This window comes from Pseudomonas sp. NPDC012596 (assembly GCF_042902325.1).
Taxonomy (GTDB): domain Bacteria; phylum Pseudomonadota; class Gammaproteobacteria; order Pseudomonadales; family Pseudomonadaceae; genus Aquipseudomonas.
Window position 1 is genome coordinate 38,887 of record NZ_JBIBEB010000023.1, and the last position, 26,065, is coordinate 64,951.

General features: G+C 63.4%; 27 protein-coding genes and 1 pseudogene. 12 read left to right on the forward strand and 16 right to left on the reverse strand.

Features of this window, described 5'->3' with window-relative positions:
* Entirely contained in the window at window positions 1–1,293 is a 1,293-nt protein-coding gene (fahA, locus tag ACFY68_RS23255) for a fumarylacetoacetase (RefSeq protein ID WP_387532242.1), read from the reverse strand.
* 3 nt (window positions 1,294–1,296) lie between these two features.
* The gene (gene hmgA, locus ACFY68_RS23260; RefSeq protein WP_387532245.1) at window positions 1,297–2,598 is read right to left on the reverse strand and encodes a homogentisate 1,2-dioxygenase; all 1,302 of its coding nucleotides are present in this window, start codon (window positions 2,596–2,598) and stop codon (window positions 1,297–1,299) included.
* A 114-nt stretch (window positions 2,599–2,712) separates the two neighbouring features.
* Between hmgA and ACFY68_RS23265 the strand changes: the two genes are divergently transcribed.
* The gene (locus ACFY68_RS23265) at window positions 2,713–3,495 is read left to right on the forward strand and encodes an IclR family transcriptional regulator (RefSeq protein ID WP_387532248.1); all 783 of its coding nucleotides are present in this window, start codon (window positions 2,713–2,715) and stop codon (window positions 3,493–3,495) included.
* A 228-nt stretch (window positions 3,496–3,723) separates the two neighbouring features.
* On the opposite strand, the gene ACFY68_RS23270 is transcribed toward ACFY68_RS23265, so the two are convergent.
* The 4 genes from ACFY68_RS23270 to ACFY68_RS23285 all read right to left on the reverse strand — a co-directional run bounded on the left by ACFY68_RS23270 (window position 3,724) and on the right by ACFY68_RS23285 (window position 6,900).
* Window positions 3,724–4,638: an SDR family oxidoreductase gene (locus tag ACFY68_RS23270; protein WP_387532251.1), complete on the reverse strand. Its 915-nt coding sequence runs from the start codon at window positions 4,636–4,638 to the stop codon at window positions 3,724–3,726.
* Window positions 4,639–4,752: 114 nt separating this feature from the next.
* The gene (locus ACFY68_RS23275; RefSeq protein ID WP_387532254.1) at window positions 4,753–5,658 is read right to left on the reverse strand and encodes an alpha/beta fold hydrolase; all 906 of its coding nucleotides are present in this window, start codon (window positions 5,656–5,658) and stop codon (window positions 4,753–4,755) included.
* A gap of 179 nt (window positions 5,659–5,837) precedes the next feature.
* Window positions 5,838–6,524, reverse strand: coding sequence for an LrgB family protein (locus ACFY68_RS23280; RefSeq protein ID WP_346613937.1), 687 nt, complete (start codon window positions 6,522–6,524; stop codon window positions 5,838–5,840).
* Entirely contained in the window at window positions 6,514–6,900 is a 387-nt protein-coding gene (locus tag ACFY68_RS23285; RefSeq protein WP_387532257.1) for a CidA/LrgA family protein, read from the reverse strand. The genes ACFY68_RS23280 and ACFY68_RS23285 overlap by 11 nt, the downstream gene beginning before the upstream one ends.
* Window positions 6,901–6,995: 95 nt before the next feature.
* Here ACFY68_RS23285 and ACFY68_RS23290 point away from each other — a divergent pair, with 95 nt between their 5' ends.
* On the forward strand, window positions 6,996–7,886 hold the full coding sequence (locus tag ACFY68_RS23290) for a LysR substrate-binding domain-containing protein (protein ID WP_387532260.1): 891 nt from the start codon (window positions 6,996–6,998) through the stop codon (window positions 7,884–7,886).
* 118 nt (window positions 7,887–8,004) lie between these two features.
* Here ACFY68_RS23290 and ACFY68_RS23295 read toward each other — a convergent pair whose 3' ends face one another.
* On the reverse strand, window positions 8,005–8,460 hold the full coding sequence (locus tag ACFY68_RS23295; protein WP_387532262.1) for a flavodoxin: 456 nt from the start codon (window positions 8,458–8,460) through the stop codon (window positions 8,005–8,007).
* 104 nt (window positions 8,461–8,564) lie between these two features.
* Here ACFY68_RS23295 and ACFY68_RS23300 point away from each other — a divergent pair, with 104 nt between their 5' ends.
* A complete protein-coding gene (locus ACFY68_RS23300; protein WP_387532265.1) occupies window positions 8,565–8,993 on the forward strand; it encodes a PAS domain S-box protein in 429 nt (142 codons plus the stop codon).
* A 59-nt stretch (window positions 8,994–9,052) separates the two neighbouring features.
* A complete protein-coding gene (locus ACFY68_RS23305; RefSeq protein WP_387532268.1) occupies window positions 9,053–9,670 on the forward strand; it encodes a PilZ domain-containing protein in 618 nt (205 codons plus the stop codon).
* On the opposite strand, the gene ACFY68_RS23310 is transcribed toward ACFY68_RS23305, so the two are convergent.
* A complete protein-coding gene (locus ACFY68_RS23310) occupies window positions 9,655–10,587 on the reverse strand; it encodes a MerR family transcriptional regulator (protein ID WP_387532271.1) in 933 nt (310 codons plus the stop codon). The genes ACFY68_RS23305 and ACFY68_RS23310 overlap by 16 nt on opposite strands.
* Window positions 10,588–10,803: 216 nt before the next feature.
* Between ACFY68_RS23310 and ACFY68_RS23315 the strand changes: the two genes are divergently transcribed.
* The 4 genes from ACFY68_RS23315 to ACFY68_RS23330 all read left to right on the forward strand — a co-directional run bounded on the left by ACFY68_RS23315 (window position 10,804) and on the right by ACFY68_RS23330 (window position 12,774).
* On the forward strand, window positions 10,804–11,364 hold the full coding sequence (locus ACFY68_RS23315; RefSeq protein WP_387532274.1) for an antibiotic biosynthesis monooxygenase: 561 nt from the start codon (window positions 10,804–10,806) through the stop codon (window positions 11,362–11,364).
* 77 nt (window positions 11,365–11,441) lie between these two features.
* Window positions 11,442–12,134: a dihydromonapterin reductase gene (folM, locus tag ACFY68_RS23320; RefSeq protein ID WP_387532276.1), complete on the forward strand. Its 693-nt coding sequence runs from the start codon at window positions 11,442–11,444 to the stop codon at window positions 12,132–12,134.
* Between the two features lie 9 nt (window positions 12,135–12,143).
* Window positions 12,144–12,440, forward strand: coding sequence for a DUF1244 domain-containing protein (locus ACFY68_RS23325; protein WP_346613928.1), 297 nt, complete (start codon window positions 12,144–12,146; stop codon window positions 12,438–12,440).
* On the forward strand, window positions 12,433–12,774 hold the full coding sequence (locus tag ACFY68_RS23330; protein WP_387532279.1) for a HopJ type III effector protein: 342 nt from the start codon (window positions 12,433–12,435) through the stop codon (window positions 12,772–12,774). The genes ACFY68_RS23325 and ACFY68_RS23330 overlap by 8 nt, the downstream gene beginning before the upstream one ends.
* Window positions 12,775–12,955: 181 nt before the next feature.
* On the opposite strand, the gene ACFY68_RS23335 is transcribed toward ACFY68_RS23330, so the two are convergent.
* The 4 genes from ACFY68_RS23335 to ACFY68_RS23350 all read right to left on the reverse strand — a co-directional run bounded on the left by ACFY68_RS23335 (window position 12,956) and on the right by ACFY68_RS23350 (window position 16,212).
* The gene (locus ACFY68_RS23335; protein WP_387532282.1) at window positions 12,956–13,864 is read right to left on the reverse strand and encodes an alpha/beta fold hydrolase; all 909 of its coding nucleotides are present in this window, start codon (window positions 13,862–13,864) and stop codon (window positions 12,956–12,958) included.
* A gap of 167 nt (window positions 13,865–14,031) precedes the next feature.
* Window positions 14,032–15,243 carry an enoyl-ACP reductase FabV gene (gene fabV / locus ACFY68_RS23340; RefSeq protein WP_387532285.1) on the reverse strand — a complete coding sequence of 404 codons (1,212 nt, stop codon included), beginning with the start codon at window positions 15,241–15,243 and terminating at the stop codon, window positions 14,032–14,034.
* A gap of 163 nt (window positions 15,244–15,406) precedes the next feature.
* Window positions 15,407–15,946: a cytochrome b/b6 domain-containing protein gene (locus ACFY68_RS23345; protein WP_387532287.1), complete on the reverse strand. Its 540-nt coding sequence runs from the start codon at window positions 15,944–15,946 to the stop codon at window positions 15,407–15,409.
* A complete protein-coding gene (locus tag ACFY68_RS23350; RefSeq protein WP_346613918.1) occupies window positions 15,946–16,212 on the reverse strand; it encodes a PepSY domain-containing protein in 267 nt (88 codons plus the stop codon). The genes ACFY68_RS23345 and ACFY68_RS23350 overlap by 1 nt, the downstream gene beginning before the upstream one ends.
* A 219-nt stretch (window positions 16,213–16,431) precedes the next feature.
* On the opposite strand from ACFY68_RS23350, the gene ACFY68_RS23355 reads away from it, so the two are divergent.
* Window positions 16,432–17,610: an acetyl-CoA C-acetyltransferase gene (locus ACFY68_RS23355; RefSeq protein WP_387532290.1), complete on the forward strand. Its 1,179-nt coding sequence runs from the start codon at window positions 16,432–16,434 to the stop codon at window positions 17,608–17,610.
* Window positions 17,611–17,692: 82 nt separating this feature from the next.
* On the opposite strand, the pseudogene ACFY68_RS23360 reads toward ACFY68_RS23355, so the two are convergent.
* A pseudogene (locus tag ACFY68_RS23360) lies at window positions 17,693–18,739 on the reverse strand (5-methyltetrahydropteroyltriglutamate--homocysteine S-methyltransferase); the annotation flags it as partial.
* 212 nt (window positions 18,740–18,951) lie between these two features.
* Between ACFY68_RS23360 and ACFY68_RS23365 the strand changes: the two are divergent.
* Window positions 18,952–20,463, forward strand: a complete 1,512-nt coding sequence (locus ACFY68_RS23365) for a methylenetetrahydrofolate reductase C-terminal domain-containing protein (protein WP_387532292.1) — start codon at window positions 18,952–18,954, stop codon at window positions 20,461–20,463.
* Here ACFY68_RS23365 and yjiA read toward each other — a convergent pair.
* The 3 genes from yjiA to ACFY68_RS23380 all read right to left on the reverse strand — a co-directional run bounded on the left by yjiA (window position 20,399) and on the right by ACFY68_RS23380 (window position 23,726).
* A complete protein-coding gene (yjiA, locus tag ACFY68_RS23370) occupies window positions 20,399–21,376 on the reverse strand; it encodes a GTPase (protein WP_387532295.1) in 978 nt (325 codons plus the stop codon). The two genes, ACFY68_RS23365 and yjiA, sit on opposite strands and share 65 nt — an antisense overlap.
* A gap of 72 nt (window positions 21,377–21,448) precedes the next feature.
* Window positions 21,449–21,646, reverse strand: a complete 198-nt coding sequence (locus ACFY68_RS23375) for a YbdD/YjiX family protein (protein WP_008094130.1) — start codon at window positions 21,644–21,646, stop codon at window positions 21,449–21,451.
* Window positions 21,647–21,659: 13 nt separating this feature from the next.
* Window positions 21,660–23,726, reverse strand: a complete 2,067-nt coding sequence (locus tag ACFY68_RS23380; RefSeq protein ID WP_387532298.1) for a carbon starvation CstA family protein — start codon at window positions 23,724–23,726, stop codon at window positions 21,660–21,662.
* 165 nt (window positions 23,727–23,891) lie between these two features.
* On the opposite strand from ACFY68_RS23380, the gene ACFY68_RS23385 reads away from it, so the two are divergent.
* Window positions 23,892–24,254, forward strand: a complete 363-nt coding sequence (locus ACFY68_RS23385; protein WP_387532301.1) for a PilZ domain-containing protein — start codon at window positions 23,892–23,894, stop codon at window positions 24,252–24,254.
* Between the two features lie 263 nt (window positions 24,255–24,517).
* Window positions 24,518–26,035, forward strand: a complete 1,518-nt coding sequence (locus ACFY68_RS23390) for a nucleobase:cation symporter-2 family protein (RefSeq protein WP_387532304.1) — start codon at window positions 24,518–24,520, stop codon at window positions 26,033–26,035.
* Window positions 26,036–26,065 lie beyond the last annotated feature (30 nt).

Consider the following 26,065-nt stretch of genomic DNA (forward strand, 5'->3'; position numbering starts at 1 on the left):
TCAGTTGGCGGCGATGACCTTGCCGCGGCACTCACCGAAGCCGATGCTGGCCACCCCATCGCGCTGGCAACGCGCACGCAGGATGATTTCATCGCCGTCCTCGAGGAACTTGCGCACCTCGCCACTGGCCAGCTCGACCGGTTGCTTGCCGCCCTCGGTGATCTCCAGCAGGCTGCCGTACGAATCGGCAGTGGGGCCAGACAACGTGCCCGAGCCAAACAGGTCGCCTGGCTGCAGCTGGCAACCGTTGACGCTGTGGTGGGCGATCAACTGCGCCACGGTCCAGTACATGTTGAGGGTGTTGCTCAGTGCCAGGCGGTGGGCCGGCAAGCCTTGCTCACGCATGCGCTCGGTGAGCAGCAGCACCTCCAGTTCGATATCAAAGGCGCCTTCAGCCTGGTCACGCGGGTCCAGCAGGTACGGCAGCGGTTGCGGGTCACCTTCCGGGCGCGCCGGCTGGGCGCAGCGGAACGGCTCCAGCGCCTCGGCGGTCACCACCCAAGGCGACAGCGTGGTGATGAAGCTTTTCGACAGGAACGGCCCCAGCGGCTGGTATTCCCAGGCCTGGATATCGCGCGCCGACCAGTCGTTGAGCAGGCACAGGCCAGCCAGGTGCTGGTCGGCCTCGGCGATCGGAATCGCCTGGCCGATGTCATTGCCCTGGGCGATCCAGATGCCCAGCTCCAGCTCGTAATCCAGGCGCGCACACGGGCCGAAGCTCGGTTCAGTGTGGCCGGCCGGCAGCGTCTGGCCCTTGGGGCGGCGCACATCGGTACCCGACGGGCGCAGTGTCGAGGCCCGGCCGTGGTAGCCGATCGGCACGTATTTGTAGTTGGCCAGCAGCGGGTTGTCGGGGCGGAACAGCTTGCCGACGTTGGTGGCGTGCTGGATGCCTACGTAGAAATCGGTGTAGTCGCCGACCTTGGCCGGCAGGTGCAACTGGCAATCACTGGCCGGATACAGCGCGGCCTTGAGCTCGGCCTGGTGCTCGCCATGCTCGCCCAACAGCGCCAGCAACCGCTCGCGCAGGGCTACGCGGGCATTGCGGCCGAGGGCGAAGAAGGCGTTCAAGGCGCCACCGCGGGTGGCCTCGACGGCGGCCTTTGCCTGGCCTTCGAACAAACCGGCAGCCAGCACGGCCTCCAGGTCGAGAATCGCATCGCCGATGGCAACACCGCAGCGCAGCGTTTCACCCGGCCGGCTGAAAATACCCAGTGGCAGGTTCTGCAATGGGAAGTCGCTGTGCCCGTTGGCGTGTTCGACCCAACTGCGGGCGATGGCGGACTGGTTCATGGGTTATCTCCGGTTCGGGTTGAAGGTGCTCGGCAAGCTGGCCCAGCAACTGTCGTAGTCGGCCTGCAATTGCGGGCACTCGAGGGCCTGCTGGCTCGGGCGCAGCACCTGGCTGGTTTCGAACATGAAGGCCATGGTGTCATCGATCTTGTGGGGTGCCAGGTCGGCGGCAATGGCCCTCTCACAGGTTTCGGCGTCGGGCCCGTGGGCACTCATCACCCCGTGCAGCGAGGCGCCGCCCGGCAGGAAGCCTTCTGCCTTGGCATCGTAGGCACCGCTGATCAGGCCCATGAACTCGTTCATCAGGTTGCGGTGGAACCACGGTGGGCGGAAGGTGTTCTCGGCCACCATCCAGCGTGGCGGGAAGATCACGAAGTCCATGTTGGCCAGGCCGTGCACGCTGGTTGGCGAAGTCAGCACGGTGAAGATCGACGGGTCTGGGTGGTCAAAGCTGACGGTACCGATGGTGTTGAAACGGCGCAGGTCATATTTGTAGGGCACATTGCTGCCGTGCCAGGCCACCACGTCCAGTGGCGAATGCTGCAGCTCGCAGGCCCAGTGCTCGCCAAGGAACTTCTGCACCAGTTGCACCGGGCCTTCGGCCTCCTCGTAGTGCGCAACGGGGGTCAGGAAGTCACGCGGGTTGGCCAGGCCGTTGCTACCGATAGGGCCCAGGTCCGGCAGGCGCAGCGGCGCGCCATGGTTCTCGGCGATGTAGCCACGGGCCTGGCCATCGAGCAGTTCGACGCGGAACTTCATGCCGCGCGGAATCACGGCAATTTCCAGCGGCTCGACAGTCATTACCCCAAGTTCGGTGGCAATGCGCAGGCGGCCTTGTTCGGGTACCAGCAGCAGCTCACCGTCGGCGTTGAAGAACACCCGCTCCATCGAATGGTTGGCGCTGTAGATGTAGATGCTGACGCCTGCCGGTTTTTCCGCAGCCGAGTTGGCCACCATCGGTAACCACCCCTCGATGAAATCGGTTGGCTCGACGGGGAACGGTTGCGGGCTCCAACGCAGGCGGTTGGGGGTCACCGCACCCAGAGGCCCGCTCAACGGCTGGCGCCCCAGGCGCTCGAAGCGCGGGTGCAGCGCCGATGGGCGAATGCGGTACAGCCAGGTGCGCCGCAGCTCGCTGCGCGCCATGGTGAAAGCCGTGCCCGACAGCAGCTCGGCATACAGGCCATAAGGGGCCTTCTGCGGTGAGTTCTGCCCGATCGGCAAGGCCCCAGGCAGTGCTTCGCTGGCGAATTCGTTGCCGAAGCCGCTCAGGTACTGAAGGTCGGGCGACGCGTCGCGGTTCATCGATGCCTCCGGATTTTGTTTTTATCGTAATCAGATTACGAATAACGTAATTTGCTCCGTGCAGGGCGTCAAGCTATAAAGGCGCGACTCGTAAAAACCGGAAAAATCTTCGCCATGGCCAAAGCCAGCTCCCCCACCGATAACGGCAAGCAGAAGGTCCGCTCGGCGGAAGTCGGCACCGACATCCTCAAGGCCCTCGCCGAACTGTCGCCCTCGACATCACTTTCGCGCCTGGCCGAGCACGTGCAGATGCCCGCGAGCAAGGTGCACCGCTACCTGCAGGCACTGATTGCCAGTGGCTTTGCCGAACAGGATGCGGCCACCAACCACTACGGGCTGGGGCGCGAGGCATTGCGGGTGGGGCTGGCGGCCCTGGGCAGTATCGATGTGTTGAAAGTGGCAGCGATGCCGCTGTCACAACTGCGCGATGAGCTCAACGAGAGCTGCTTCATCGCCGTGTGGGGCAACCAGGGGGCGACGGTGGTGAGCATCGAACCTGCCGTACGCGCAGTCACGGTGGTGACCCAGATCGGTTCGGTACTGCCGCTACTCAGCTCATCCACCGGGCTGGTGTTCGCCGCCTACTTGCCCGAGCGCGAAACCCTGGAGCTGCGTGACAAGGAGCTGAGCGTGCTGCAGCACAGCGCCAGTGACTACGACACGTTGCTGGCCGGCATTCGCAAACGCGGCCTGCACCATGTGCATGGCCTGCTGATGCCCGGGGTGGATGCACTGTCGGCACCGGTGTTCAACGCCATGGGGCAGATCGCGGCAGTGATGACCGTGGTCGGGCCGACGTCGATCTTCCATGCCGATGAACATGGGCCGGCGGCGCAGCGCCTGCTGGCGGCGGCGCAAGAGACCAGCTGGCGTATGGGCCACTCGCCGAAGGCTTGAACGGCGCTGCGGCACTATTGCCCGAAACGTAAAGGTGAATGTCACAAGCCGCTATTTTTCCCACCGGATCAAGCGCTTATTCTTGACTCACTGGCCGGCATGAAGGGCAACTACCCCCCCAGCCCCTCAGGCCCGCGAGGTTTACCGACGTTGATTTTGAAGCTCCTTGATCTAACGTCTCGATTGGCCGCTGCCTTTGCAGCGGCCTTTTTTATGCTCTGAAATCAATCACTCCTGCGGATACTTCTGCAGGTTCGCCATCATCTGCTGCAAAGCCTGCACGTTGTCCTGCGGGTGCACCGCATGCGCAAAATCACCGATCTGCGCCCAGTTGTCCGCCACCTGCTCAGGGGTGAAACCTTCGCGGGGGTCGAAGCCGACGCCCAGGCTGCGTTCCCACCGTACCTTGCCCACCCAGCCACCACCGACCTCGAACAGCTGCCCGCTGTCCTGGCACTGCTCGCTGCCCAGGTAAACCACCAGCGGGCTGACCAACTCGGGCTTGAGGCGTTCGAATACCTGTGGCGGGATCAGCCCTTCGGTCATGCGCGTGCCACCGGTGGGTGCGATGGCATTGACCAGCACGCCATACTTGCGCCCTTCAATGGCCAAGGTGCGGGTCAGGCCATACAAGCCCAGCTTGGCCATGCCGTAGTTGGCTTGGCCGAAATTGCCGTAGATACCTGATGTGGAAGCAGTGAAGATTACCCGCCCCCAGCTTTGCTCGCGCAGGTGCGGCCAAGCGGCGCGGGTTACTTTGAAGGCGCCTTCGACGTGCACCTGGTAAACCTGGTCCCAATCACTGTCGTCCATCTTGTGGAAGGTCTTGTCGCGCAGAATCCCGGCATTGTTCACCAGCACATCGAGCCGGCCGAAGCTGTCCAGGGCCTGTTCGACGATACGTGCACCGTCACTGACCGAATCGTGATTGGCCACCGCCGTGCCACCTGCAGCGCGGATCTCTTCCACCACCCGATCGGCCGCCGAAGCGCTGGCGCCTTCACCGTGGCTGGAACCACCAAGGTCGTTGACCACCACCTTGGCGCCACGCGCGGCGAACAGCAGCGCATGGGCGCGCCCCAGGCCACCACCGGCCCCCGTGACGATCACCACACGGTCTTGCAGACGTACCGGCTCGCTCATGCTCATGGCTCCAGGTCAGGTTGAAGACGTCGAGTGTCCGCCAGCCCCTGCCGGCGGACAATCAAGCTCACTCAGGCTGAATGCCAGGCAATAACGCTGAACGATTTCACCCGCTCAGGACCAGGCCACCTTCTGCGGCAAGTAGCTCAGCGGCTGTTCGCGAAAGGCCAGGTAGTGGCGCAGCACCTGCACGGGCGCTTCGGTGTGCGGGTAATGGCCAATGCCTTGCAGTTGCACCGTGTCCGGGTTGGGTACCAGTTGCCGATAGCGCTCGACCATGCGCGCGCCGGATAGCGGGTCGACCACACCATTGATGAAGCGCAGGGGCACACCCTCGCGCTGCAGTGCACCCACCCATCGCTCGCGATGCACCCGGCGCTCGGTCACGAAACCCACCAGCTTGTGCAGGATGCGCGTACCGCCATTCGAGGCAATCAGGCTCCAGAAATCATCCAGCGCACTTTCACTGGGGTGCGTGCATGGCCCGTACACCTGCGTGACATTACGCACCAGGTCGTCACGCCCGAATGAGCGCGCCACCAGCCAGCCCAGGCGGCTGAGCAGCAGCTTCTGAATCAGCAGCACCTGGCAGCTTTCAGCGAAAAGGCCGCTGTTGAGGAACACGCAACTGGCGATTTCCGCCCGCTGTTCATGGTGTCGCGACAGCAGTTCCTGAGCCACACTGCCGCCGTAATCATGTGCCAGCAGGTGCACAGGCTGGTCGACCTTGAGGTGGGCGAGCAGCGCCAGCTGCAGGTCGGCTTGCTCCATCAGGCTGTAGGCATGGTTGAGGGGTTTGGCCGAATCGCCAAACCCGAGCATGTCGCAAGCGATCACGCGAAAGCGCTGGGCCAGCGGCGTCCAGAGGTAATGCCAATCCCAACTGGCGGTCGGGAATCCATGCAGAAGCAGCAGGGGCTCTCCTTGCCCTGCCGTCCAGTAGCGGATGCTCTGGCCCCGGAATGAAAAACTCTGACTCCGGGTACGCCAGACGCACAATGGTATCTCGGCCAGAGGCATCAGAGTCGTCCCGGATAGGAGGGGGGGTTGAGGGTATAGGGCAAGGCTGCGGTCATTGCATGTCACCTCGGCACATACATGTGCTCTCTATGTCGAGGCTGAGTCTAGTCAGGCGCAGACCCTGTGAAACTTGCGTTGCCAGCCAGCTTGATGACCGAGCGAGTCAGTGGCACGAACGGTCATAGCAGCAGGGCCAGCAGCGGCGCGGCGAACAGGTTGAGCAAGCCGGTCAGGACCATGACCAGGCCGGCCACGGAACCTTCTTCGCGGCCCACTTCCTGGGCCCGGCTAACCCCCGCACCGTGCGCACCAACGCCGAACAGCGCGCCACGTGCCAGCGGTGTGCGCAGCGGCAGCCAGCGCAGCAGCACGCCGCCGAACATGGCACCGAGCACGCCGGTGAACATGACGAACACCGCTGTCAGCTCCGGCACCCCGCCCAAATCGTGGGCCAGGGGCATGGCGAAGGGCGTGGTGATCGAGCGCGGCACCAGCGACAGGCTGATCGCGTCATCCAGCGCCAGCAGGTGCGCCAATCCCCACGAGCTGCCGATCGACGCCGCACTGCCGGCGACCATGCCCACCAGCAACGCCGGCCAATGCCGCGCCAGCATGGCCCGCTGCTGCCAGATCGGTACCGCGAAGGCCACGGTCACCGGGCCGAGTACGCTCATCAGCCAGTGGGTGTTGCGCGCATACTCGGCATAGGCGGTGTGCAACGGCACGGCCACCGCCAGCAACAGTGCGGGCACCAGAATCAGCGGCGACATCAGGTAACGACCAGTACGCCGGTACAGCCAGCGGCTACCCAGGTACGCCAGCAGCGTCAGCGCCAGCCAGAACAGCGGCATGGGTTCAAGGCTCATGGCGCAACCTCCAGCGGCACACAACCTCGACGGTCACGGCCGTGACCACCATGACCATCAACGTGCTCACGGCAATCACCACCAGGATGCGCCAGCCTTCTTCGCGCACCAGGCTGCCGTAATCGAGCAGGCTCATCAGCGCGGGAATGAAAAACAGCAGCATTTCGGCCATCAGCCAGCCAGCGCCCATTTGCAGGGCGGCCGGCCTGACCACGCCGCAGGCGAACAGCAGCAGAAGCACGGCCAGGCCCATCACACCGCCCGGTACAGGCCAGCCCAACCAACCGGCCAACTGGCCACCCAACAGGAACAATGCCAATAGAGCCGCCAACTCAACGAGCAGGCGCAGGGACTTTTTCAATAACGCGGGTTTCATGGGGGGGCCTCGACAGGCCCTCATTTTAAGATTTGACTGCCTAGGCCAGAAGCGAATTGTTAGACTTACCACCATTCCATAATGGAATTCAGAGCATGGAATTCAAACAGTTGCGCAGCTTCATCGAGGTGGTTCATCGCGGCGGCTTTACTCAGGCCGCTCACACCCTGCATGTTAGTCAGTCGGCGGTAAGCAAGCAGGTTGCCCAGCTGGAGCAGGATCTGGGCCAGCCCTTACTCGAGCGCCAGGCTTCGCAACTGCACCTGACCGCTGCCGGGCGCATCGTGCTGGAACGTGGCGAAGCGTTGCTACGGCAACGCCAGGCCTTGCTCAGCGAGCTCGATGACCTGAGCCAGATGGCGCGCGGCGAACTGCGCCTGGGCCTGCCGATGCTGGGCAGCGATGCGCTGTTTGCCGGTTTGTTCGCCGAGTACCGGCGCCAGCACCCGAACATCTCGATTCAGTTGCTCGAAGGAGGCAGCCGCAGCGTCGAGCAGGCGGTGCGCAGTGGCGAACTGGAGCTGGGCGGCAGCCTGACGCCGAACGATCCGGCGTTCGAATATCAGCCGTTCTGCAACGAGCCGTTGGATGCGTTGCTGCCGGCGGGGCATGCATTGGCGGGGCAGATCCAGGTCACCCTGGGCCAATTGGCTGACACGCCCTTCCTGCTTTATCAGCGCAGTTTCGTGCTCAATGATCGGTTGCTCAAGGCATGCCAGCAGCAGGGCTTTACCCCGAAGGAAGGTGGGCGCAGTGGCCAGGCAGACTTTCTGGTGGCGCTGGTGGCGGCCGGCCAAGGCGTAGTGTTGCTGCCCCGGGTGGTGGCCAAAGCGCTGGAGCGCCCTGGGGTGGTGCGTTTGCCGTTGAGCGCGCCGGAGGATCTGCGCTGGGACATTGCGTTCATCTGGCGGCGGGGGGCGTATCTTTCGCGGGCGGCGCGGGCCTGGCTGGCGCTGGTGAGTGCGGGGGCAGGCACTCGGGAGTAGGCTGGTCGGCATGGCCTCATCGCGGGCAAGCCCGCTCCTACAGGTTATTCACAGCACTCAGGCTTGGCTGTAGGAGCGGGCTTGCCCGCGAAGAGGCCGGCGTGGCAGTAAAGAAACCTCAGGCTTTCAAAGCCTGCGCAAACGCCGCCAACCAAGGCTCGGCATCAGTCTCCGGGGTTACCGTCTCGCTGGCATCCAGCTGGAGCATCGGCTGCACTTCACGCACGCCCAGCTCTGCAAACAGCTCGCGCATCTGCTCGCCACCGCCGCAGTAGGTATCGCCATAACTGGAATCGCCCAAGGCAATCACCGCCCCCGGCAGGCCGCGCCAGGCGGCGGGCAGGGTGTCGCGGATAGTGCTGTACAACGGCATCAGATTATCGGGCAGCTCGCCCATGCCGGTGGTCGAAGTAACTGCCAGCAGCGCTTCGGGTGCAAAGCCTTCGAGGTCCTGCTGGGTGGCGCGGGCCGCGTGCCAGGCTTCGTAGCCTGCGGCCTTGAGCAACGACTCGGCGTGGCGGGCAACTTCTTCGGCGGTGCCGTACACCGAGCCGGAAATAATGGCGACTTTCATCGGGAAGTGGATTCCGAAACTGAGTGAAAACGTAGGATACTAGCATCCAGCGGTGGCAAAAGGCCGCCTGTACCAAAGTCCCTTCTTTGCCCAATGGCCCGAACATGATCAACGCGCAATTGCTGCAATCCATGGTCGATGCGTCCAACGACGGAATCGTGGTCGCCGAACAGGAAGGCGATGACACCATCCTGATCTACGTGAACGCGGCGTTCGAACGCCTGACCGGTTACAGCCGGGACGAAATTCTCTATCAGGATTGCCGCTTCCTGCAGGCGGATGACCGGGACCAGCTCGGCCGTGCACGCATCCGCAGGGCACTGATCGAAGGCCGTCCGTGCCGCGAAGTGCTGCGCAACTATCGCAAGGATGGCAGTGCCTTCTGGAACGAGTTGTCGATCACTCCAGTGAAAAGCGATGCCGATCAACGCACGTATTTCATTGGTATCCAGAAGGATGTCAGCCGCCAGGTGGAGCTGGAGCGTGAACTGGCTGAAATGCACGCGCGTCGGAATTTTGATGCGCACCTTTGAACCAAGCGCCTACGGCACGGTCAATCACGTTGAAGAAACCGTCACCTCCGAGTTCGATCATGCACGCCGATGCGCTTTTGACCCAGGATGAGCTGGATTTCATCCAGGACATGCAGCACTCCCCGCAATTGAACCTGGCCGACCCCATGTCGAGCCTGCTGGTCAATGGCGACCGTCGTATCCAGTCCTTGCTGGCTCGCCTCGTAGCCAACGAGCAAGTCACCCTGCAGGCGCAATTCAACAACCAGCAGATCAGCTTCCCGCTGCAGCTGGTAGAAGACGAATTCCACGCCGTACACGTGCAGATCGGCTCGCCGGAAATATACGAAGACGGCCCGATGCTGCGCCCTTGGCGCCTGTCGATGGACCAGCCCTGCGCGCTGCTGGATGCCAAGGGTCGGGTTAGCGGCCTGTTCGTGCGCGACATTTCGTTCAAAGGTGCGTTGCTGGAAGTCCGCGGCATGCCGGAGGCACCCTCACGCTTCGACCTGCGTTTCGCGCCAGGGGGCATCCCGGCCATCACGCTGCATGGCCGCCTGCGCCGACGAATCGGCCCGGACCTCGCAGCCTATGACCTCAGCCGCAGCCCGGCTGAAGAAATTGACCGCCTGCGTGAATACATCCTTCAGGCGCATCGCCAGGCCCACCCGGAGCTGCACGCTCAGGTATCGAGCTGACCTGCCAGATACTGCCGCAGCCGCCGGCGCATCAGGTCACCCTCCGCGCCCAGGCACGCCACCGGGCTGCCTGCCAGACTCTCCTGGGCCATTTCGCCCGCCTCGCCCGCCAGTAGCAATGGGCAATCCAGGCCGACTGCGAGCCGGTTCAAGCGTTTGCTCAGCTCGGCTGTGGGTGCGTGATTGGAGAACAAAACCAGCGCATCCGGCTTGAGCCTGCCGCACACCACGGCCAGCTCGTCCAATGGCTGCCCAGGCATCAGCAGAGTCGCCCCGACATCGTCGCTGCACAGCAGCAAGCCGGTGACCAGCAGTTCCAGCTCCATACATTGCCCAGGCAACGGCGCCACCAGTACGCTGCGCCTGCGCGGTAGGCGGGTAAGCTGCAGGCGCGAGAAGACCCGGGCACGCAGAAATTGATCGAGAAACAGCCATTCACTGGTCTGGCCGAACGCCCCCTGCCCCGCCGCCAGGTCGTGCCAGACCGGCATGAATACCTCGGCGAACACCTGATCCTGGCTGATGGTGGCGAACACCTTGTCGAACAGCCGGTCCAGGCTGCCGGCATCGAAACGCTGCACCGCCTCCCGCAACTGAGCTTGCCAGCGAGCGGCGCACCCCGCCGGGAGCATGTCCTGCAAGTGCGCCTGACCGCGGGCGAGAATGCTGCCAACCTTGCTCACTGCAACACCGCGCTCAAGCCAGCCGAGGATACGGCGGATATCGTCGACATCCGCTTGCGAATACAGCCTGTGACCGCTGTCGGTACGGGTTGGCTGGATCAGACCGTAGCGCCGCTCCCAGGCGCGCAGGGTCACCGGATTGACCCCCGTGAGCCGGGAAACTTCACGTATCGGGAACAGGTCCTGGTGTTCCAGCCCTGCTTCGACGTGCGTGGTACGTCCCTGTTTGTTCATTGCACTGAATAACCTGTGCGCGGAAGTTGAACGCGCATTCTACTACGAGCCACCACCCCACAGGTTAGCGACCGTTTGCCACCCGATATTTCCCGATCGAGGCGTTTGAGCGATAATTCGCGCCCGATTCTTGCATGTACGCCTGCGTTGCCCACCACCCCGGGCACGCAGACAAGGGGCCGGCTACCCGCCCACCCCGTCGCCAGGAGATACACGATGTCTACCCCTCCCGTCACCTTGATGGTGTCGCGCCGCGCCGCTCAAGGCCGCTACCAGGACCTGCTGGCCTGGCTGCACGAAGGCGAGCAGCTGGCCACCGACTTCCCCGGCTACCTCGGTTCGGGCATCCTTGCTCCGCCCCGCGATGGCGATGAATTCCAGATCATTTTCCGCTTCAGCGACGAACCTACGCTGCATGCATGGGAGCATTCGGCCTCGCGTCGCGCCTGGCTGCAACGCGGCAACGGCCTGTTCGAGCGCCCCAAAGAGAGGCGCGTGAGCGGCATTGACGACTGGTTTGGCACCCATACAGTGCAAAAACCGCCACGCTGGAAGCAGGCTGTGGCGATCTGGCTGGCGTTTTTCCCGGTATCGCTGCTGTTCAACGTCCTGTTCGGCCATTGGCTGGCAGGGCTGGAGCTGGTGCCGCGGGTGATGCTCAGCACCCTGGCCCTGACGCCAGTGATGGTCTACCTGTTCATCCCCCTCTCCACCCGCCTGCTGGCGAACTGGCTGCACGCCTCGCCGCCCACTGCCGCTGCACTGCGCGGCCGCTGAGGGCAGGCCATACAAGAGGGAAACAGTTCGGGTATGCTGGGCGGCAACGACAGGATAGACAAGTTGACCGCCCGCACATGAACAGCCCAATTCTCGTTACCGGAGCCAGCCAGCGCGTCGGGCTGGCCCTGGCCCTTGAACTGGCAGAGGCCGGCCATACCGTGGTCAGTGCCAGCCGCAGCGCCCAGCCACACGCCGCACACCGGAACATCGTGCAGTTCCAGGCCGACCTGTGCCTGGCCGCCGACCGCCAGGCGCTGATCGACTACCTGCAGCTGCATTACGACGGGCTGCGCGCGATCATCCACAACGCATCATTGTGGCTGGACGACGGCCTGGACAACCTCGAGACCATGTTCCGACTGCACGTCGAGGCGCCGTACCACCTGAACCTGGCCCTGGGCGACCTGCTGGCCAAGGTCGACAAGGCCGACATCATTCATATCTGCGACGAAACCTCGTCGCGCGGCAGCAAGAGCCATATCGGCTACGCCGCCACCAAGGCTGCGCTGCAGAACATGGTGCTGTCGTTCGCCGAAAAGTACGCGCCCAAGGTGCACGTCAACGGTATCCTGCCCGGGCTGCTGATCCTCAAGGAAGGGGGTGACGAAGCCTACCGCCAGCAAACCCTGAACAAGGCCCTGCTGCCGTTCGAACCCGGCGCCGGCCCGCTGATCGAGACGGTCAAGTACCTGCTCGCCAGCCAGTACAGCACCGGCAGCCAGGTGGTCATCAACGGTGGCCGCCACCTGAAGAACCGCATGACTTGAGAGAAGCCCATGACCCCTCAACAACAGCTCGAACTCGAAGCCGCCGCCTTCCGGCGCCTGGTCGCACATCTGCAAAACCGCACCGACGTGCAGAACATCGACCTGATGAACCTTTCCGGCTTCTGCCGCAACTGTTTGTCCAAGTGGTACAAGGCCGCTGCCGACGAGCAGCAGGTCGACATCAGCCTGGATGACGCCCGTGAAGCGGTGTATGGCATGCCCTATGCCGAGTGGAAAGCCCAGTACCAGAAAGAAGCCAGCGCCGACCAGCAAGCGGCGTTCGAAAAAGGAAAACCTCGTGACTGATCTGAATACCCTGCGCGCCAGCCTGGCCAGCGGCCAACACGCCTTTGCCGACACCCTGGCGTTCATCGCTGCCAACTACAGCTACCAGCCTCAAGCGTTCAACAATGGCGGTGTGGAAAACGCCGCCGGGCAGAACGAAGGCTCGTGCAAGACCTTGGGCCTGGCCCTGCTGGAAGGCCTGAGCGACCAGGAGGCCCTGCTGGCCTTCGGCGAACACTACCGCGATGTGGTGGCCACGCCTGAGGGCAGTGACCATGGCAATATCCGGGCGCTGATCAAGCATGGCCTGGCGGGTGTGAAATTCACCGGCCAGCCGCTTTCGCGCAACGCCTGATAGTGCCGGGGCCGCCATGCGCCCCAATCGCCGGCAAGCCGGATCCCACAGGTTTGGACTGCCCTCAAGAACTGGGCACCAATCCAACCCTTGGGGGCAGCCCAGGTGGTTTCACAAGCCTAGAGTGCTGTGCATTCCCTGTGGGAGCCGGCTTGCCGGCGAAAGGGCCGGGCAGGCACCATCAGCTGATGATCTGCCCCGGCCTGCTAGCCAACAACGCACCGCGCTGCAACCACTCCAGCGCAATCGGCCACAGGCTCTCGCGGAAGCGGTCATGGAAAAACGCGAAATGGCCAATGTCCTCAACCGAGATATCCACAGGCGCGATCCGCAGGTGCTGATGTTCAGCGCCCTGCAAATAGCCTAGCAACCGCTTTGTAGCCGCCACCGTGCCAAACGGGTCATCGGTCAGGCTGATGGCCAGCGTCGCCGCCCGCACATGAGCAAACGGCAACTGATCCAACATACGCCCGCTGGGCCGGTGCTCAAAGCGCGGGGTTCGGGTCGCCCAGTCCTGCACCACGCCTGCTGGCGTGTCTTCCATCCAGCCCAGCCGCTTGCCGGGGAAGTAACCGAACACGCGAGTCAGCAACGGCATCGCCACATGCCACTTGCCGAACAGCCGCCAACGCTGATCGGCCGCGTAATCGCGCCAGTAGGCAAACTGCGCACCTACCATCACCACACGCCGCACCTGCCCGGCAGACGGCGCGAGCCCCACGGCGCAACCGCCAAAACTGTGCCCGACCACATCCACCGGCTGGCCGGGGAACGCCTGCGCGGCGTGCGCCAGCATGGCTTCGAAATCCAGCCGGCCCCAGTCGCTCCACGACGCCTGGAAGCGGTGCAAGGAGGGCGGCCGGGACTCGCCGATCCCCCGGTAGTCATAGGTCAGCACATCGCAGCCTTGAGCGAACAGGTAGTCGGCAAAACGGGAGTAATAACGGCAGCGCACGGACGTGGCAGCGTTGATGATCACCAGCGGGCGCTGGGGGTTGGCCTGGGTGTGGCGCCAGCAGAAGCCACCGAGGCTGTAGCCGTCGGCTGCGGTCTGGCGAAAGGGCGTGGCCGGTTGGGTGAGGCTGCTCATGGCGCGCTTCCTGTTGTTGTGCGCCAACGCTAGCAAAAAATCGTGTGCCTGTACCGGCCTCTTCGCGGCGGTTCGGCGCCCCGACAAGCCCGCTCCCACCGGATTCCTTGTGGGAGCGGGCTTGTCGGGGCGCCGAACCGCCGCGAAGGGGCCAGCCCGGTTTCAGCTTACAGCTCGATGCAGTCGAACTTCACATCGGTCGCCACGTCTTCGTCATAGTTGACGTCAGCGCGCTCGAAGCCGAACAGGTTGAGGAACTGCTTCTTGTAACCGGCGTAGTCGGTCAGTTCGAACAGGTTCTCGGTGGTCACCTGTGGCCACAGAGCCTTGCAGTCATTCTGCACGTCGTCACGCAGCTCCCAGTCGTCCAGGCGCAGGCGACCCTTCTCGTCGACTTCGGCCGGCGCACCGTCGGCGCGATACAGGCGGTCGCGGTACATGCGGTCCAGTTGGTCCTGGGTGCCTTCGTGAACGCCTTTCTCCTGCATGATCTTGAAGACCATTGACAGGTACAGCGGCATCACAGGGATAGCCGAGCTGGCCTGAGTCACCACCGACTTGAGCACGGCCACGTTGGCGCCGCCTTTGACTTTGTCATCCAATGTCTTATTCAGGCGCGTGGCAGTTTCGTCCAGGTCCTGCTTGGCCTTGCCCAGCGCACCGTGCCAGTAGATCGGCCAGGTGATGTCGCTGCCGATGTAGCTGAAGGCCACGGTGCGTGCACCTTCGGCCAGCACGTCGGCGCCGGCCAGGGCGTCGATCCACAGCTGCCAGTCCTGGCCACCCATGACGGTGACAGTGTCGGCGATTTCCTGCTCGGTGGCCGGCTCGATGCTGGCCTCGATGATGGTGTCTTTGTTGGTGTCGATGGCAGTCGACTTGTACGGCTCGCCGATTGGCTTGAGCGCGGAGCGGATCACTTCACCGGTCTGTGGCAGCTTGCGCACCGGCGAGGCCAGCGAGTAAATGACCAGGTCGACCTTGCCGCCCATTTCATTCTTGATCAGCTCGATGACCTTGGTGCGGGCTTCGTCGGAGAAGGCGTCACCGTTGATCGACTTGCTGTACAGGCCCTCGGCCTTGGCGAACTTGTCGAAAGCCGCGGAGTTGTACCAGCCAGCGGTACCGGCCTTGGTCTCGGTACCTGGTTTCTCGAAGAACACGCCCAGGGTGTCGGCTTTGAAGCCGAAGGCTGCGGTGATGCGGGCCGCCAGGCCATAGCCGCTGGATGCGCCGATGACCAGGACCTTCTTCGGGCCATCCTCGCGCACGCCAAGCTTGCGGGTGGCTTCGATCTGGTCACGGACGTTGAGCTCGCAGCCCTTCGGGTGAGTCGTGGTGCAGATGAAACCGCGAACCTTAGGATGAATGATGGCCAATGTCTGTACCTCGTCAGGTTTATGCAGGGAAGCGCCGCCTTGGGCGATTCCGTTTGATCAGAGGGTGAGACTACCCCCGCAGGTTATCCGACACATATTACGGGGTGTTTGAGGGGATGCAAAACTGCGCTTGCCCGCGAGGAGGCCGCCTCACGGCCATGCATCACTCATCAGGGTCAGGCGTGCGACGGCGCCCGGTGATCATCGACAGCGGCAGGTTTTCGCGCAGGCGCACGCTTTCGACGATGGCCGCCAGCACGTGTACGCACACCAGCACCAGCACGGCGTCTGCCAGCAAGCTGTGCACGTCCGTGGGCCAGTCGGCGCCCCACAGTGCGTCGATTTCCTGCGAGGCCCAGCCGGTCAGCCCCAGCCCGGTGATACCGGCCAGCATCAGCAGCATTACCAGTGCACCGATCGGTGAATGCCCCAGCCGATGGTACGGCTCACCCCGCAGCAGCGCCCGTGCATGCGCCGCAAGCCGCGCAGGCGTCGGCCAGAAGTCAGCCCAACGCGCACTCTGCGGCCCGACGAAGCCCCATACCAGGCGCACCACGACACAGCCCAGTGCGTAATAACCGAGCCACTGGTGCCAGTCGTCACCCTCTTCGGTGAAAAAGTAATCGGCAATGAACACGGTGGCGAAAGACAGGTGGCACAGCCGCAGGAGCGGGTCCCACAGCTGTACCGTTGGCGTCTGCATCAGTCTTCGATCTCGGTCTTGACCGCTTTGCCAGTGACAGGGTCATGGTAGATCTCGACCTTCTTGCCGTCCTTGTTGAAGCCGTAGATTTCGTAGCAGTTGCCTTTGGTGACCTTGAACTTGTTGATCTTGTAGCCCTGTTCCTTGAGCTGCGCCTGAAACTTTTCCTGGTCTTGCCAGGTGCTTTTGTCAGCGGTGGTGCATTGGGTGGCGGCGAATGCACTGCTGCAGCCAACGAGCAAGGTGAGAGCGATCAGGGTACGCATGGCAATGAGCTCCGGTCTGTTGAGTGAACAGCATGAGGCGCGTGCAGCCCAATCAAGCTTAGCCAGCGGTGCAAGGTTTGCCTGCTGCGGCCCTTCAAGCCATTCATTTGCTTTTCACATCAATGGCAAAGAAAAACAAACTTAACAAATGAGCCAAACCCACCGAAGCTGAAGGCACCGCGCCCGCTCGGCGCCCACCTGTACACGGAGAACAACAAGATGAACGATGTGGTCATCGTCGCCGCAACCCGTACCGCCATCGGCAGCTTCCAGGGCGCCCTGGCCACGGTGCCCGCCGTCGACCTCGGCGCGGCCGTGATCAAGCGTTTGCTGGAGCAGACCGGGCTGGACCCGGCGCAGGTCGACGAAGTGATCCTGGGCCAGGTGCTCACCGCCGGTGCCGGGCAGAACCCCGCCCGCCAGGCCGCGATCAAGGCCGGCCTGCCCTACAGCGTGCCGGCGCTCACCCTGAACAAAGTCTGCGGCTCGGGCCTCAAGGCCCTGCACCTGGCGGCCCAGGCCATCCGTTGCGGCGATGCCGAGGTAGTGATTGCGGGCGGCCAAGAGAACATGAGCCTGGCCCCTTACGTGATGCCTTCGGCGCGCACCGGCCAGCGCATGGGCCACGGCCAGCTGGTCGACAGCATGATCAGCGACGGCCTGTGGGATGCCTTCAACGACTACCACATGGGCATCACCGCAGAGAACCTGGTCGAGCAATACAGCCTCAGCCGCGAACAACAGGATGCTTTCGCCGCCGAGTCGCAGCGCAAGGCTGTGGCGGCTATCGAGGCTGGCCGTTTCCAGGACGAAATCACGGCGATCGTGATGCCACAGAAAAAAGGCGCCCCCAAGGTCTTCGACCGTGACGAGCAGCCACGTCCGGACACTACCGCCGATTCCCTGGCCAAGCTGCGCCCGGCCTTCAAGAAAGACGGCAGCGTCACTGCGGGCAACGCTTCCAGCCTGAACGACGGCGCTGCAGCGGTGCTGCTGATGAGCGCTGCCAAGGCCAAGGCCCTGGGCCTGCCGGTGCTGGCGAAGATTGCCGCGTACGCCAGTGCGGGTGTAGACCCGGCGATCATGGGCATCGGCCCGGTATCGGCTACCCAACGCTGCCTGGACAAGGCGGGGTGGCAGCTGGCCGAACTGGACCTGATCGAGGCCAATGAGGCGTTTGCTGCACAGGCACTGGCGGTGGGCAAGGCGCTGGAATGGGATGCGACGCGGGTCAACGTGAATGGTGGGGCGATTGCCCTCGGCCACCCGATTGGGGCATCGGGGTGCCGGGTGCTGGTGACCTTGCTGCACGAGATGATCAAGCGCGATGCCAGAAAGGGCCTGGCCACCCTGTGCATTGGGGGCGGGCAGGGTGTGGCGTTGGCCATCGAGCGTTGATCGGGGGTTGTTGCAAGCAGTGCGGGCCTCTTCGCTGCACGCCAGCACAGCGCTGAAGAGGCCCTCGGATAGGGAGTGATCAGGCGGCAGCAGCGCGCATGTCCAGACTTGCCAGCCGGGCTACCTCCTGGCACTTCTGCACGGCGAAGGTCAGGTCGACCGGGTTGTGCAGCAGCGAGCAGGACGGCGCGACCCACAGGCGATCACCCAGGCGTTCGGCCGCATGACGCAGCACGTCTGCCGCCCTTTCCAGGTCGCACGCCCCTGCGGCGCTGCCATTTACCAGGCCCAGCGACAGCACCTTGTAGGCCGGCAGGCGATCAAGAAGGGTGGGGTACTGATCCGGCGCACGCACCAGGTCGATGTGCAGGCCATCGACCGGCAGGTTGGCGGCCAGGCCGAGGTTTTGTTCCAGGCCACCGAAGTAGGTGGTCACCAGTTTTTTCAGCGGTGCGCGCTGGAGGATGTTGTACACGCGCTCATAGGCGTTCTTCCATTCCTGTGGCAGGTCGAGGACCAGAATCGGCTCGTCGATCTGTACCCACTCCACGCCCTGTGCGGCCAGGCGGTTGAGGATCTGGTCGTACAGCGGCAGCAGGCGATCGACCAGCTCCAGCTTGTCGAAATTTGCACCCTTGGCCTTGCCCAGCCACAGGTAGGTGAGCGGGCCGATGATCACCGGCTTGATGGCGTGGCCCAAGGCCTTGGCTTCGTCCACCTCATCGAACAGTTGCTCCCAGCTCAGCGCGAACTGCTGGTCAGCGGTGAACTCGGGGACCAGGTACTGGTAGTGGGTGTCGAACCATGCGGTCGTTTCCTGAGCCCCTTGGGCCATGGCAAACAAGGTCTGCAGGGTTGGCTTGGCACCCTCCTCGCCACGCAGGTGTTCGGGCATCACACCGAAGGTCAGCGAGTGGGTCAGCACCTGGTCATACCAGGCGAAATCGCCGACCGGGAGCAATTCGATACCGGCATCCTTCTGGGCCTGCCAGTGAGCGGCGCGCAACTCACGGCCAACCTTGCGCAAGCCTGCCTCGTCCAGCTCACCGTTACAGAAGGCCGCCTGGGCTTTCTTCAGCTCGCGATCACCACCGATGCGCGAAAAACCCAGGTTGTGTGCCAGTGCCATGTCGTGTCTCTCAAAACCCAGAAAAAGAATGAGAGAATTTTCAAGCGAAGCGCATTTCGAAACAAACTCATTAAATTTGAGATGAACTCAAGTATTGCTCATGATCGCCCTGCAGCTTGTCTTGATCAGAGCAGCATCCTGCGCCCTTGGACATGACCGCGCCCGCGCTCTGCCGCACAATGCCACCCTGATCAATCCAGGTGCCACCCACCATGAGCCTGCTGAAATCGGCGCTGCACGAAAAGCACTTCGTCTGCGTCATGGAGTTTGTGCCCAAGCCCTCGGCCGAGCGCTTCGCCGCCATGGAGGCGATCATGGCCCGTGCGCACCTGTGCGGCTGGCCGATGACCGTGGCCATCGGCGACCGGGTCGGCAGCCCGCTCGACCTCTCGCCCCTGGATGCCCTGTCCAGTTTCAGCTCGCCCGTCCCTGCCCTGCCCCATTTCTCCGGCAAGGACCGCGAACGCCACCATCTGCTTGCGCAACTGCAGCGCATGGACGCCGCCGGCCTGGACCAATTGCTGCTACTGACCGGTGACCGCCTGCCTGGCCACCAGCCAGGCGAACGCCCGGTGCGCTACCTCGAGTCGGTGGCGGCGCTGCAGATCGCTCGCCAGGCCTGCCCCCATTGGCTGCTCGGCGCCGCGCTCAACCCGTTCAAATACCGTGAGGAAGAAGGCGGCGCGCAGTACTTCAAGGCCGAGAAGAAGCTCGCTGCGGGCGCTGACTTCCTCACCTTGCAACTGGGCTTCGATGCCAGCAAGCATCAGGAGGCCATGCAATGGATGAGCCGCCAGGCCGCCCCAAAACCCATGCTCGCCTGCCTGATGAGCCTGACTCATGGCCGTGCGACGATGCTCGAGCATGTCGCCGGCGTGACCGTCTCGCCGTCCATGCGCGACATGCTCGAAGCCGAAGCGGCTGTGTCCAAGGCCTACGCCCAGGCGCGCAGTGTCGATCGCCTGGCCTTGCAGATCATTGGTGTGAAGTTGATGGGTTACGCCGGGGTGCACCTGTCGGGTATTCACGAGCTCAAGCAACTGCTCGCCTTGGAACAACGCCTGGAACACTGGCAGGCACGCATCCACGCGCTGGACCAGTGGGCGCCCGCCTGGGCCCAGAGCTGGCAGATGCCGGGCCTGCCAGCGGTAACCTTCCACCCACCGCAAGCGGCCTGGCGTCAGGGTGAGTCGAAGGTCAGTGCAACCCGCAGAGAAACGCTGCGCTATCACCTGCTGCATGCGTTTCACGCGCTGCTGTTCAGCCGCACCAACTGGCTGAGCAAGACCTTTGGCTGGGCCGTGCGGCGACCACTCTGGAACACGCGCCGGGGCTCTCGTTGGCTACATGGCCTGGAGCGCAGCGTGAAACGGCCGTTGCTGGGCTGTGACACCTGCGGCCGTTGCCGGCTCGAAGACACCTTGTATGTGTGCCCGGAAACCTGCCCCAAGGGCCTGGCCAACGGCCCCTGTGGTGGTACTGCGCTGAACCGCTGCGAGTTCGGCGACCGTGAATGCATCCACAGCGTCAAATACCGCACCGCCAAGGCCGTGCGCCAGACTGCCGTGCTCAGCGAGCGGCTGATCCCGTGCATCGACGCCGAAACACGCCACCGCAGCTCGTGGCCGCAGTGGTTCGACGCCTCGGCGCCGCGCCGGTTCAGCCCCCAGCCAGTGCCTCGAAACCAGCCCGAATCTTCGCCTCCGGCAGTTCATCGGCAATGAACACCATCACGCTCTCGCGGGTTTCGCCATCGGCCCACTCGGCATCCCAGTCGAAACCATAGAGCTTGAGCACGCCCTGGAACACCAGGCGGCGGTCGTCACCGGCAATGTTGAGCACGCCCTTGTAGCGCAGCAGTTGCTTGCCGTGAGTTTCCAGCAGCTCGTTCATGAAGTCGCTGAGGCGGTCGATGTCCAGCGGCACTTCGGTACGCAGCACCAACGTGGAGATCCGATCCGGTGTGGCGGGTTTCAACACCGGGCGCAGGGCCGGTTTCAGGTTGGCCCCCAGGTCGGGGTTGAGGTTGAAACCGCGCACATCGAGCAGTTCGGCCAGGTCGATGCTGCCATGTTCCACCACACGGATGGCCGCTCGGCCATTGATGCGCGCCAGGCGCTCGCGCAGGGCTTCTACCGCAGCCGGCTCGACCAGGTCGGTCTTGCTCAGCAGCAGGCGATCGGCAAACCCGACCTGGGCCTGGGCGATGGTCTGGGTCAGGTGCAGTTCGGCATGGGCGGCATCGACCAAGGTGATGATGCCGTCGAGGATGTAGCGGTCGCGCAGGTCCTCTTCGATGAAGAAGGTCTGCGCCACCGGCGCCGGGTCAGCCAGGCCGGTGCATTCGATCACCAGGCGGTCGAAGGCGATCTCGCCGGCGTCCAGGCGCTCAAGCAGCAGGTACAGCGCGCGGGTCAGGTCGCCATGGATGCTGCAGCACACACAGCCGTTGGCCAGGGTCATGACCTGCACCGGCTCGTCGCCCAGCAGCTGGCTGTCGATGCCGGCCTCGCTGAACTCGTTTTCGATCACGGCGATTTTCAGGCCGTGCTCGGCCTTGAGCATGTGCTTGAGCAAGGTGGTCTTGCCGGCACCGAGAAAGCCGGTCAGCACGGTTACGGGAATAGGCGTCTGCACGCAGAAATCTCCTGAAGCTGAAAATGACTGTGGGAGCCCACAGGCTCCCACAGGTTCACGCAGTGTGCCGGCTCAGCAGCACTTGGGGCCGGACTTGCCACCGTAGCGGGCTTCCTGGCGTTCGCGGAAGAACGCCTCGTAGCTCATTACCGGCTTGTCCGGGTGCTTGGTCTGCATGTGCTCGACATAGTTGTCGTAGTCGGGCATGCCGACCATCAGGCGGGCTGCCTGCCCCAGGTACTTACCCAGTCGACCCAGGTCGTTGAACATCGCAGCATTCCTCTCAAGCGTCAGGCAGAGCCTGGAACGGGGTTTCCTTGTCGGTGCGCTCCTTGCGGCCAAGGGCGGCGTAGCCAACCTTGACGGCGAAGAACAGCACGCTGAACACCACTATCAGGAACAGCACGGTCAGGCCTGCGTTGGTGTAGGCGTTGTAGATCACGTGCTGCATCTGCCCGATGTCCTTGGCCGGGGCCAGTACCTGGCCGGCGTCCAGCGCGGTGCTGTACTTCTTGGCCAGGGCCAGGAAGCCAACGGCCGGGTTCGGGTCGAACAGCTTGATCAGGCCCGCGGTGGTGGTGCAGATCAGCAGCCACACGGCTGGCAGCAGGGTGACCCAGACGTAGCGCTGGCGCTTCATCTTGATCAGCACCACGGTGCCGAGCATCAGGGCGATACCGGCCAGCATCTGGTTGGAGATGCCGAACAGCGGCCACAGGGTGTTGATGCCACCCAGCGGGTCGATCACGCCCTGGTACAGCAGGTAGCCCCACAGCGCCACGCAGCCGGCGGTGCCGATCAGGTTGGCTGTCCACGACTCGGTGCGTTTCAGGGCCGGGACAAAGCTGCCCAGCAGGTCCTGCAGCATGAAGCGGCCCGCGCGGGTACCGGCGTCCACTGCAGTCAGGATGAACAGCGCCTCGAACAGGATCGCGAAGTGGTACCAGAAGGCCATGGTGTTTTCACCCGGCAGCACCTGGTGCAGGATCTGCGCAATACCCACCGCCAGCGTCGGAGCACCACCGGCACGGGCCAGGATGGTGTGCTCGCCAATGTCACGGGCAACCGCTTCAAGCTGCTCAGGGGTGATCAGGAAGCCCCAACTGCTGACCGTCTGCGCCACCGAAACGACGTCGGAGCCCACCACGGCGGCCGGGCTGTTCATGGCGAAATACACGCCCGGCTCGATTACCGAAGCGGCGACCATGGCCATGATGGCAACGAACGACTCCATCAGCATGCCGCCGTAGCCGATGTAACGGGCGTTGGTTTCGTTGTCCAGCAGCTTAGGCGTGGTTCCCGAGGAGATCAGCGCGTGGAAACCGGACACCGCACCACAGGCGATGGTGATGAACAGGAACGGGAACAGAGTGCCCTTCCATACCGGGCCAGTGCCGTCGGTGAACTGGGTCAGCGCAGGCATTTTCAGCTCTGGCGCGATGATCAGAATACCGATGGCCAGGCCGACGATGGTGCCGATCTTGAGGAAGGTCGACAGGTAGTCACGCGGCGCCAGCACCAGCCATACCGGCAGCACGGCAGCGACAAAACCATAGCCCACCAGCATCCAGGTGATTTGCACGCCAGTGAAGGTGAACGCCGGGCCCCACACCGGGTCCGCGGCAATCTGGCCCCCCAGCCAGATCGACGCCAGCAGCAGCACCACGCCGACCACCGAGATTTCGCCGATGCGGCCCGGGCGGATATAGCGCATGTAGATGCCCATGAACATCGCGATCGGGATGGTCGCCATCACCGTGAACATGCCCCATGGGCTCTCGGCCAGGGCCTTGACCACGATCAGCGCCAGCACCGCAAGGATGATGATCATGATCAGGAAGCAGCCGAACAGGGCGATGGTGCCCGGGATGCGGCCCATTTCCTCGCGCACCATGTCGCCCAGCGAGCGACCGTTACGGCGGGTGGACAGGAACAGGACCATGAAGTCCTGCACCGCACCGGCCAGCACCACGCCGGCGATCAGCCAGAGCGTGCCGGGCAGGTAGCCCATCTGCGCAGCGAGCACAGGGCCGACCAGGGGGCCGGCGCCTGCAATAGCGGCGAAGTGGTGACCGAAGAGGATGTGTTTGTTGGTCGGGACGTAGTCCAGGCCGTCATTGTTGAGTACAGCGGGGGTGGCCCGGCGGGCATCGAGTTGCATCACCTTGGTGGCGATGAACAGGCTGTAGTAGCGATAGGCGACCAGGTAGATGGCCACTGACGCGACTACGATCCACAAGGCATTGATCGCCTCGCCGCGACGCAGGGCAACCACACCCAGCGCGCAGGCTCCTATGACTGCCAGCGCCAGCCACGGAATGTGGCGTAGCAGGCTATTATTGTTGTTCATGGTTTGCTTCCAGCTGGTGGATTGGAAAGACCGCCCACCGAGTCTAGGGCCAGTCATCGCGCATTGCCACACTTGCTTTGGTCTAGAGCCTCTGCGGCCAGATTGCGGTACCTGATAGCCACACAGGATTAACTATAGTCAGGATGAACCCCGGAGGGCTTGCCCATGCGCCAACACGACGAACGTCGCCGTTTTCAACGCATCGAGTTCGATGCCCCCGCCGAGTTGCGCCAGGGGAACCGCCGCTGGCCGGCAAAACTCATCGATCTTTCGCTCAAAGGCCTGCTGGTAGAACGCCCGAGAAACTGGGACGCCGACCTGACCCAGGATTTCGACGCGATCATCCACCTCGACCGGTATACCCGCGTGCAGATGCAAGTCGAACTGCGTCACGAGGAGCCTACTCGCCTGGGTTTCGTGTGCCTGTTCATCGACGTCGAGTCGATGACGCATTTGCACCGTCTTGTGGAATTGAACCTCGCTGACAGCACCGAAATGATGCGTGAGCTGCGTCAACTCATCGAATAATGGAATCTCTTAGCTAGCTTAGATTTTTCCCACCTTGCGTTTCTTGTCTACCCAGACAGCTTCACGCCTGGGTAGCAGTGCTTTGTACACAGCCCTCTAGCACAGCATCTACCCACTTGGTACGCGATCTGCATCAGGGTCTTGCACACACTGCAAGGCCGCTTGTTCGCGCTCCAATCAAAATATTGTATACAATTCTTGTGGCAATCATTTGTAGGAAGTGTCTACAGTAGCGGCACAACAATAAACAGAGAGCCTGCTCAATGACTACGTCCCCTAGCACGTCTCCCGCCAAGCGCCCCGAGGACGAAAACCTCGGCCTTGGTGCCAACCTGGCTTATGGTCTGCAGCATGTGCTGACCATGTATGGCGGGATCGTCGCAGTACCCCTGATCCTGGGGCAGGCCGCGGGCCTGAACGGTGCCGAGATCGGCATGCTGATCGCCGCTTCGCTGTTTGCCGGTGGCCTGGCCACGCTGTTGCAAACGCTTGGCCTGCCCTTCTTCGGTTGCCAGTTGCCGTTGGTACAAGGCGTGTCTTTCGCCGGCGTGGCAACCATGGGGGCGATTCTCAGCAGCGAGGGCGGTGGTGGTTTGCCTGGTGTGCTGGGCGCGGTCATGGCGGCTTCGCTGATCGGCTTCCTGATCACCCCGGTGTTCTCGCGTATCACCAAGTTCTTCCCACCGCTGGTCACCGGCATCGTCATCACCACCATCGGCCTGACCCTGATGCCGGTGGCGGCGCGCTGGGTGATGGGCGGCAACAGCGCTTCGCCGGAATTCGGCAGCATGGCCAACATCGGCCTGGCGGGGCTGACCTTCGCCATCGTGCTGCTGCTGAGCAAGCTGGGCAGCGCGACCATTTCGCGGCTGTCGATCCTGCTGGCGATGGTGTTCGGTACCCTGATCGCCTGGGCGCTGGGCATGACCGACTTCAGCAAGGTCGCCGAAGGCCCGATGTTTGCCTTCCCCACGCCGTTCCACTTCGGCATGCCGACTTTCCACATCGCGGCCATCCTGTCGATGTGCATCGTGATCATGGTGACGCTGGTGGAAACCTCGGCAGACATCCTCGCCGTGGGTGAGATCATCGACACCAAGGTCGACTCCAAACGCCTGGGCGATGGCCTGCGCGCCGACATGGCGTCGAGCATCCTGGCACCGATCTTCGGCTCCTTCACCCAGAGCGCCTTCGCTCAGAACGTCGGCCTGGTGGCCGTGACCGGGGTCAGAAGCCGCTACGTGGTGGCCACCGGTGGCGTGATCCTGGTCGTGCTCGGCCTGCTGCCGGTCATGGGCCGGGTGATTGCCGCAGTCCCGACACCGGTACTCGGCGGGGCAGGCATCGTGCTGTTCGGCACCGTGGCGGCCAGTGGCATTCGTACCCTGTCGAAAGTCAACTACAAGAACAACGTCAACCTGATCATCGTCGCCGCTTCGCTGGGCTTCGGCATGATCCCGATTGCCGCGCCGAGCTTCTACCACCAATTCCCGAACTGGTTCGAGACCATCTTCCACTCGGGCATCAGCTCGGCGGCGATCATGGCTATCCTGCTGAACCTGATCTTCAACCACTTCACGGCCGGCAACTCGGACCAGCAGTCGGTATTTGCCGCGGCCTACGAACGGACCATCCAGTATTCGGACATCTCCTCGCTGCGTGATGGCGATTACTTCAAGGATGGCAAGCTGTTCGATGCCGAAGGCAACGAGGTGCCCGTGCTGGAACTGGACGAGCATGGCAACGCGGCGCCCAGGCGAACACCGGTCGCCGAGCATTGACCGCTGACTGAGCGGTTAAGCAAGGGGGGC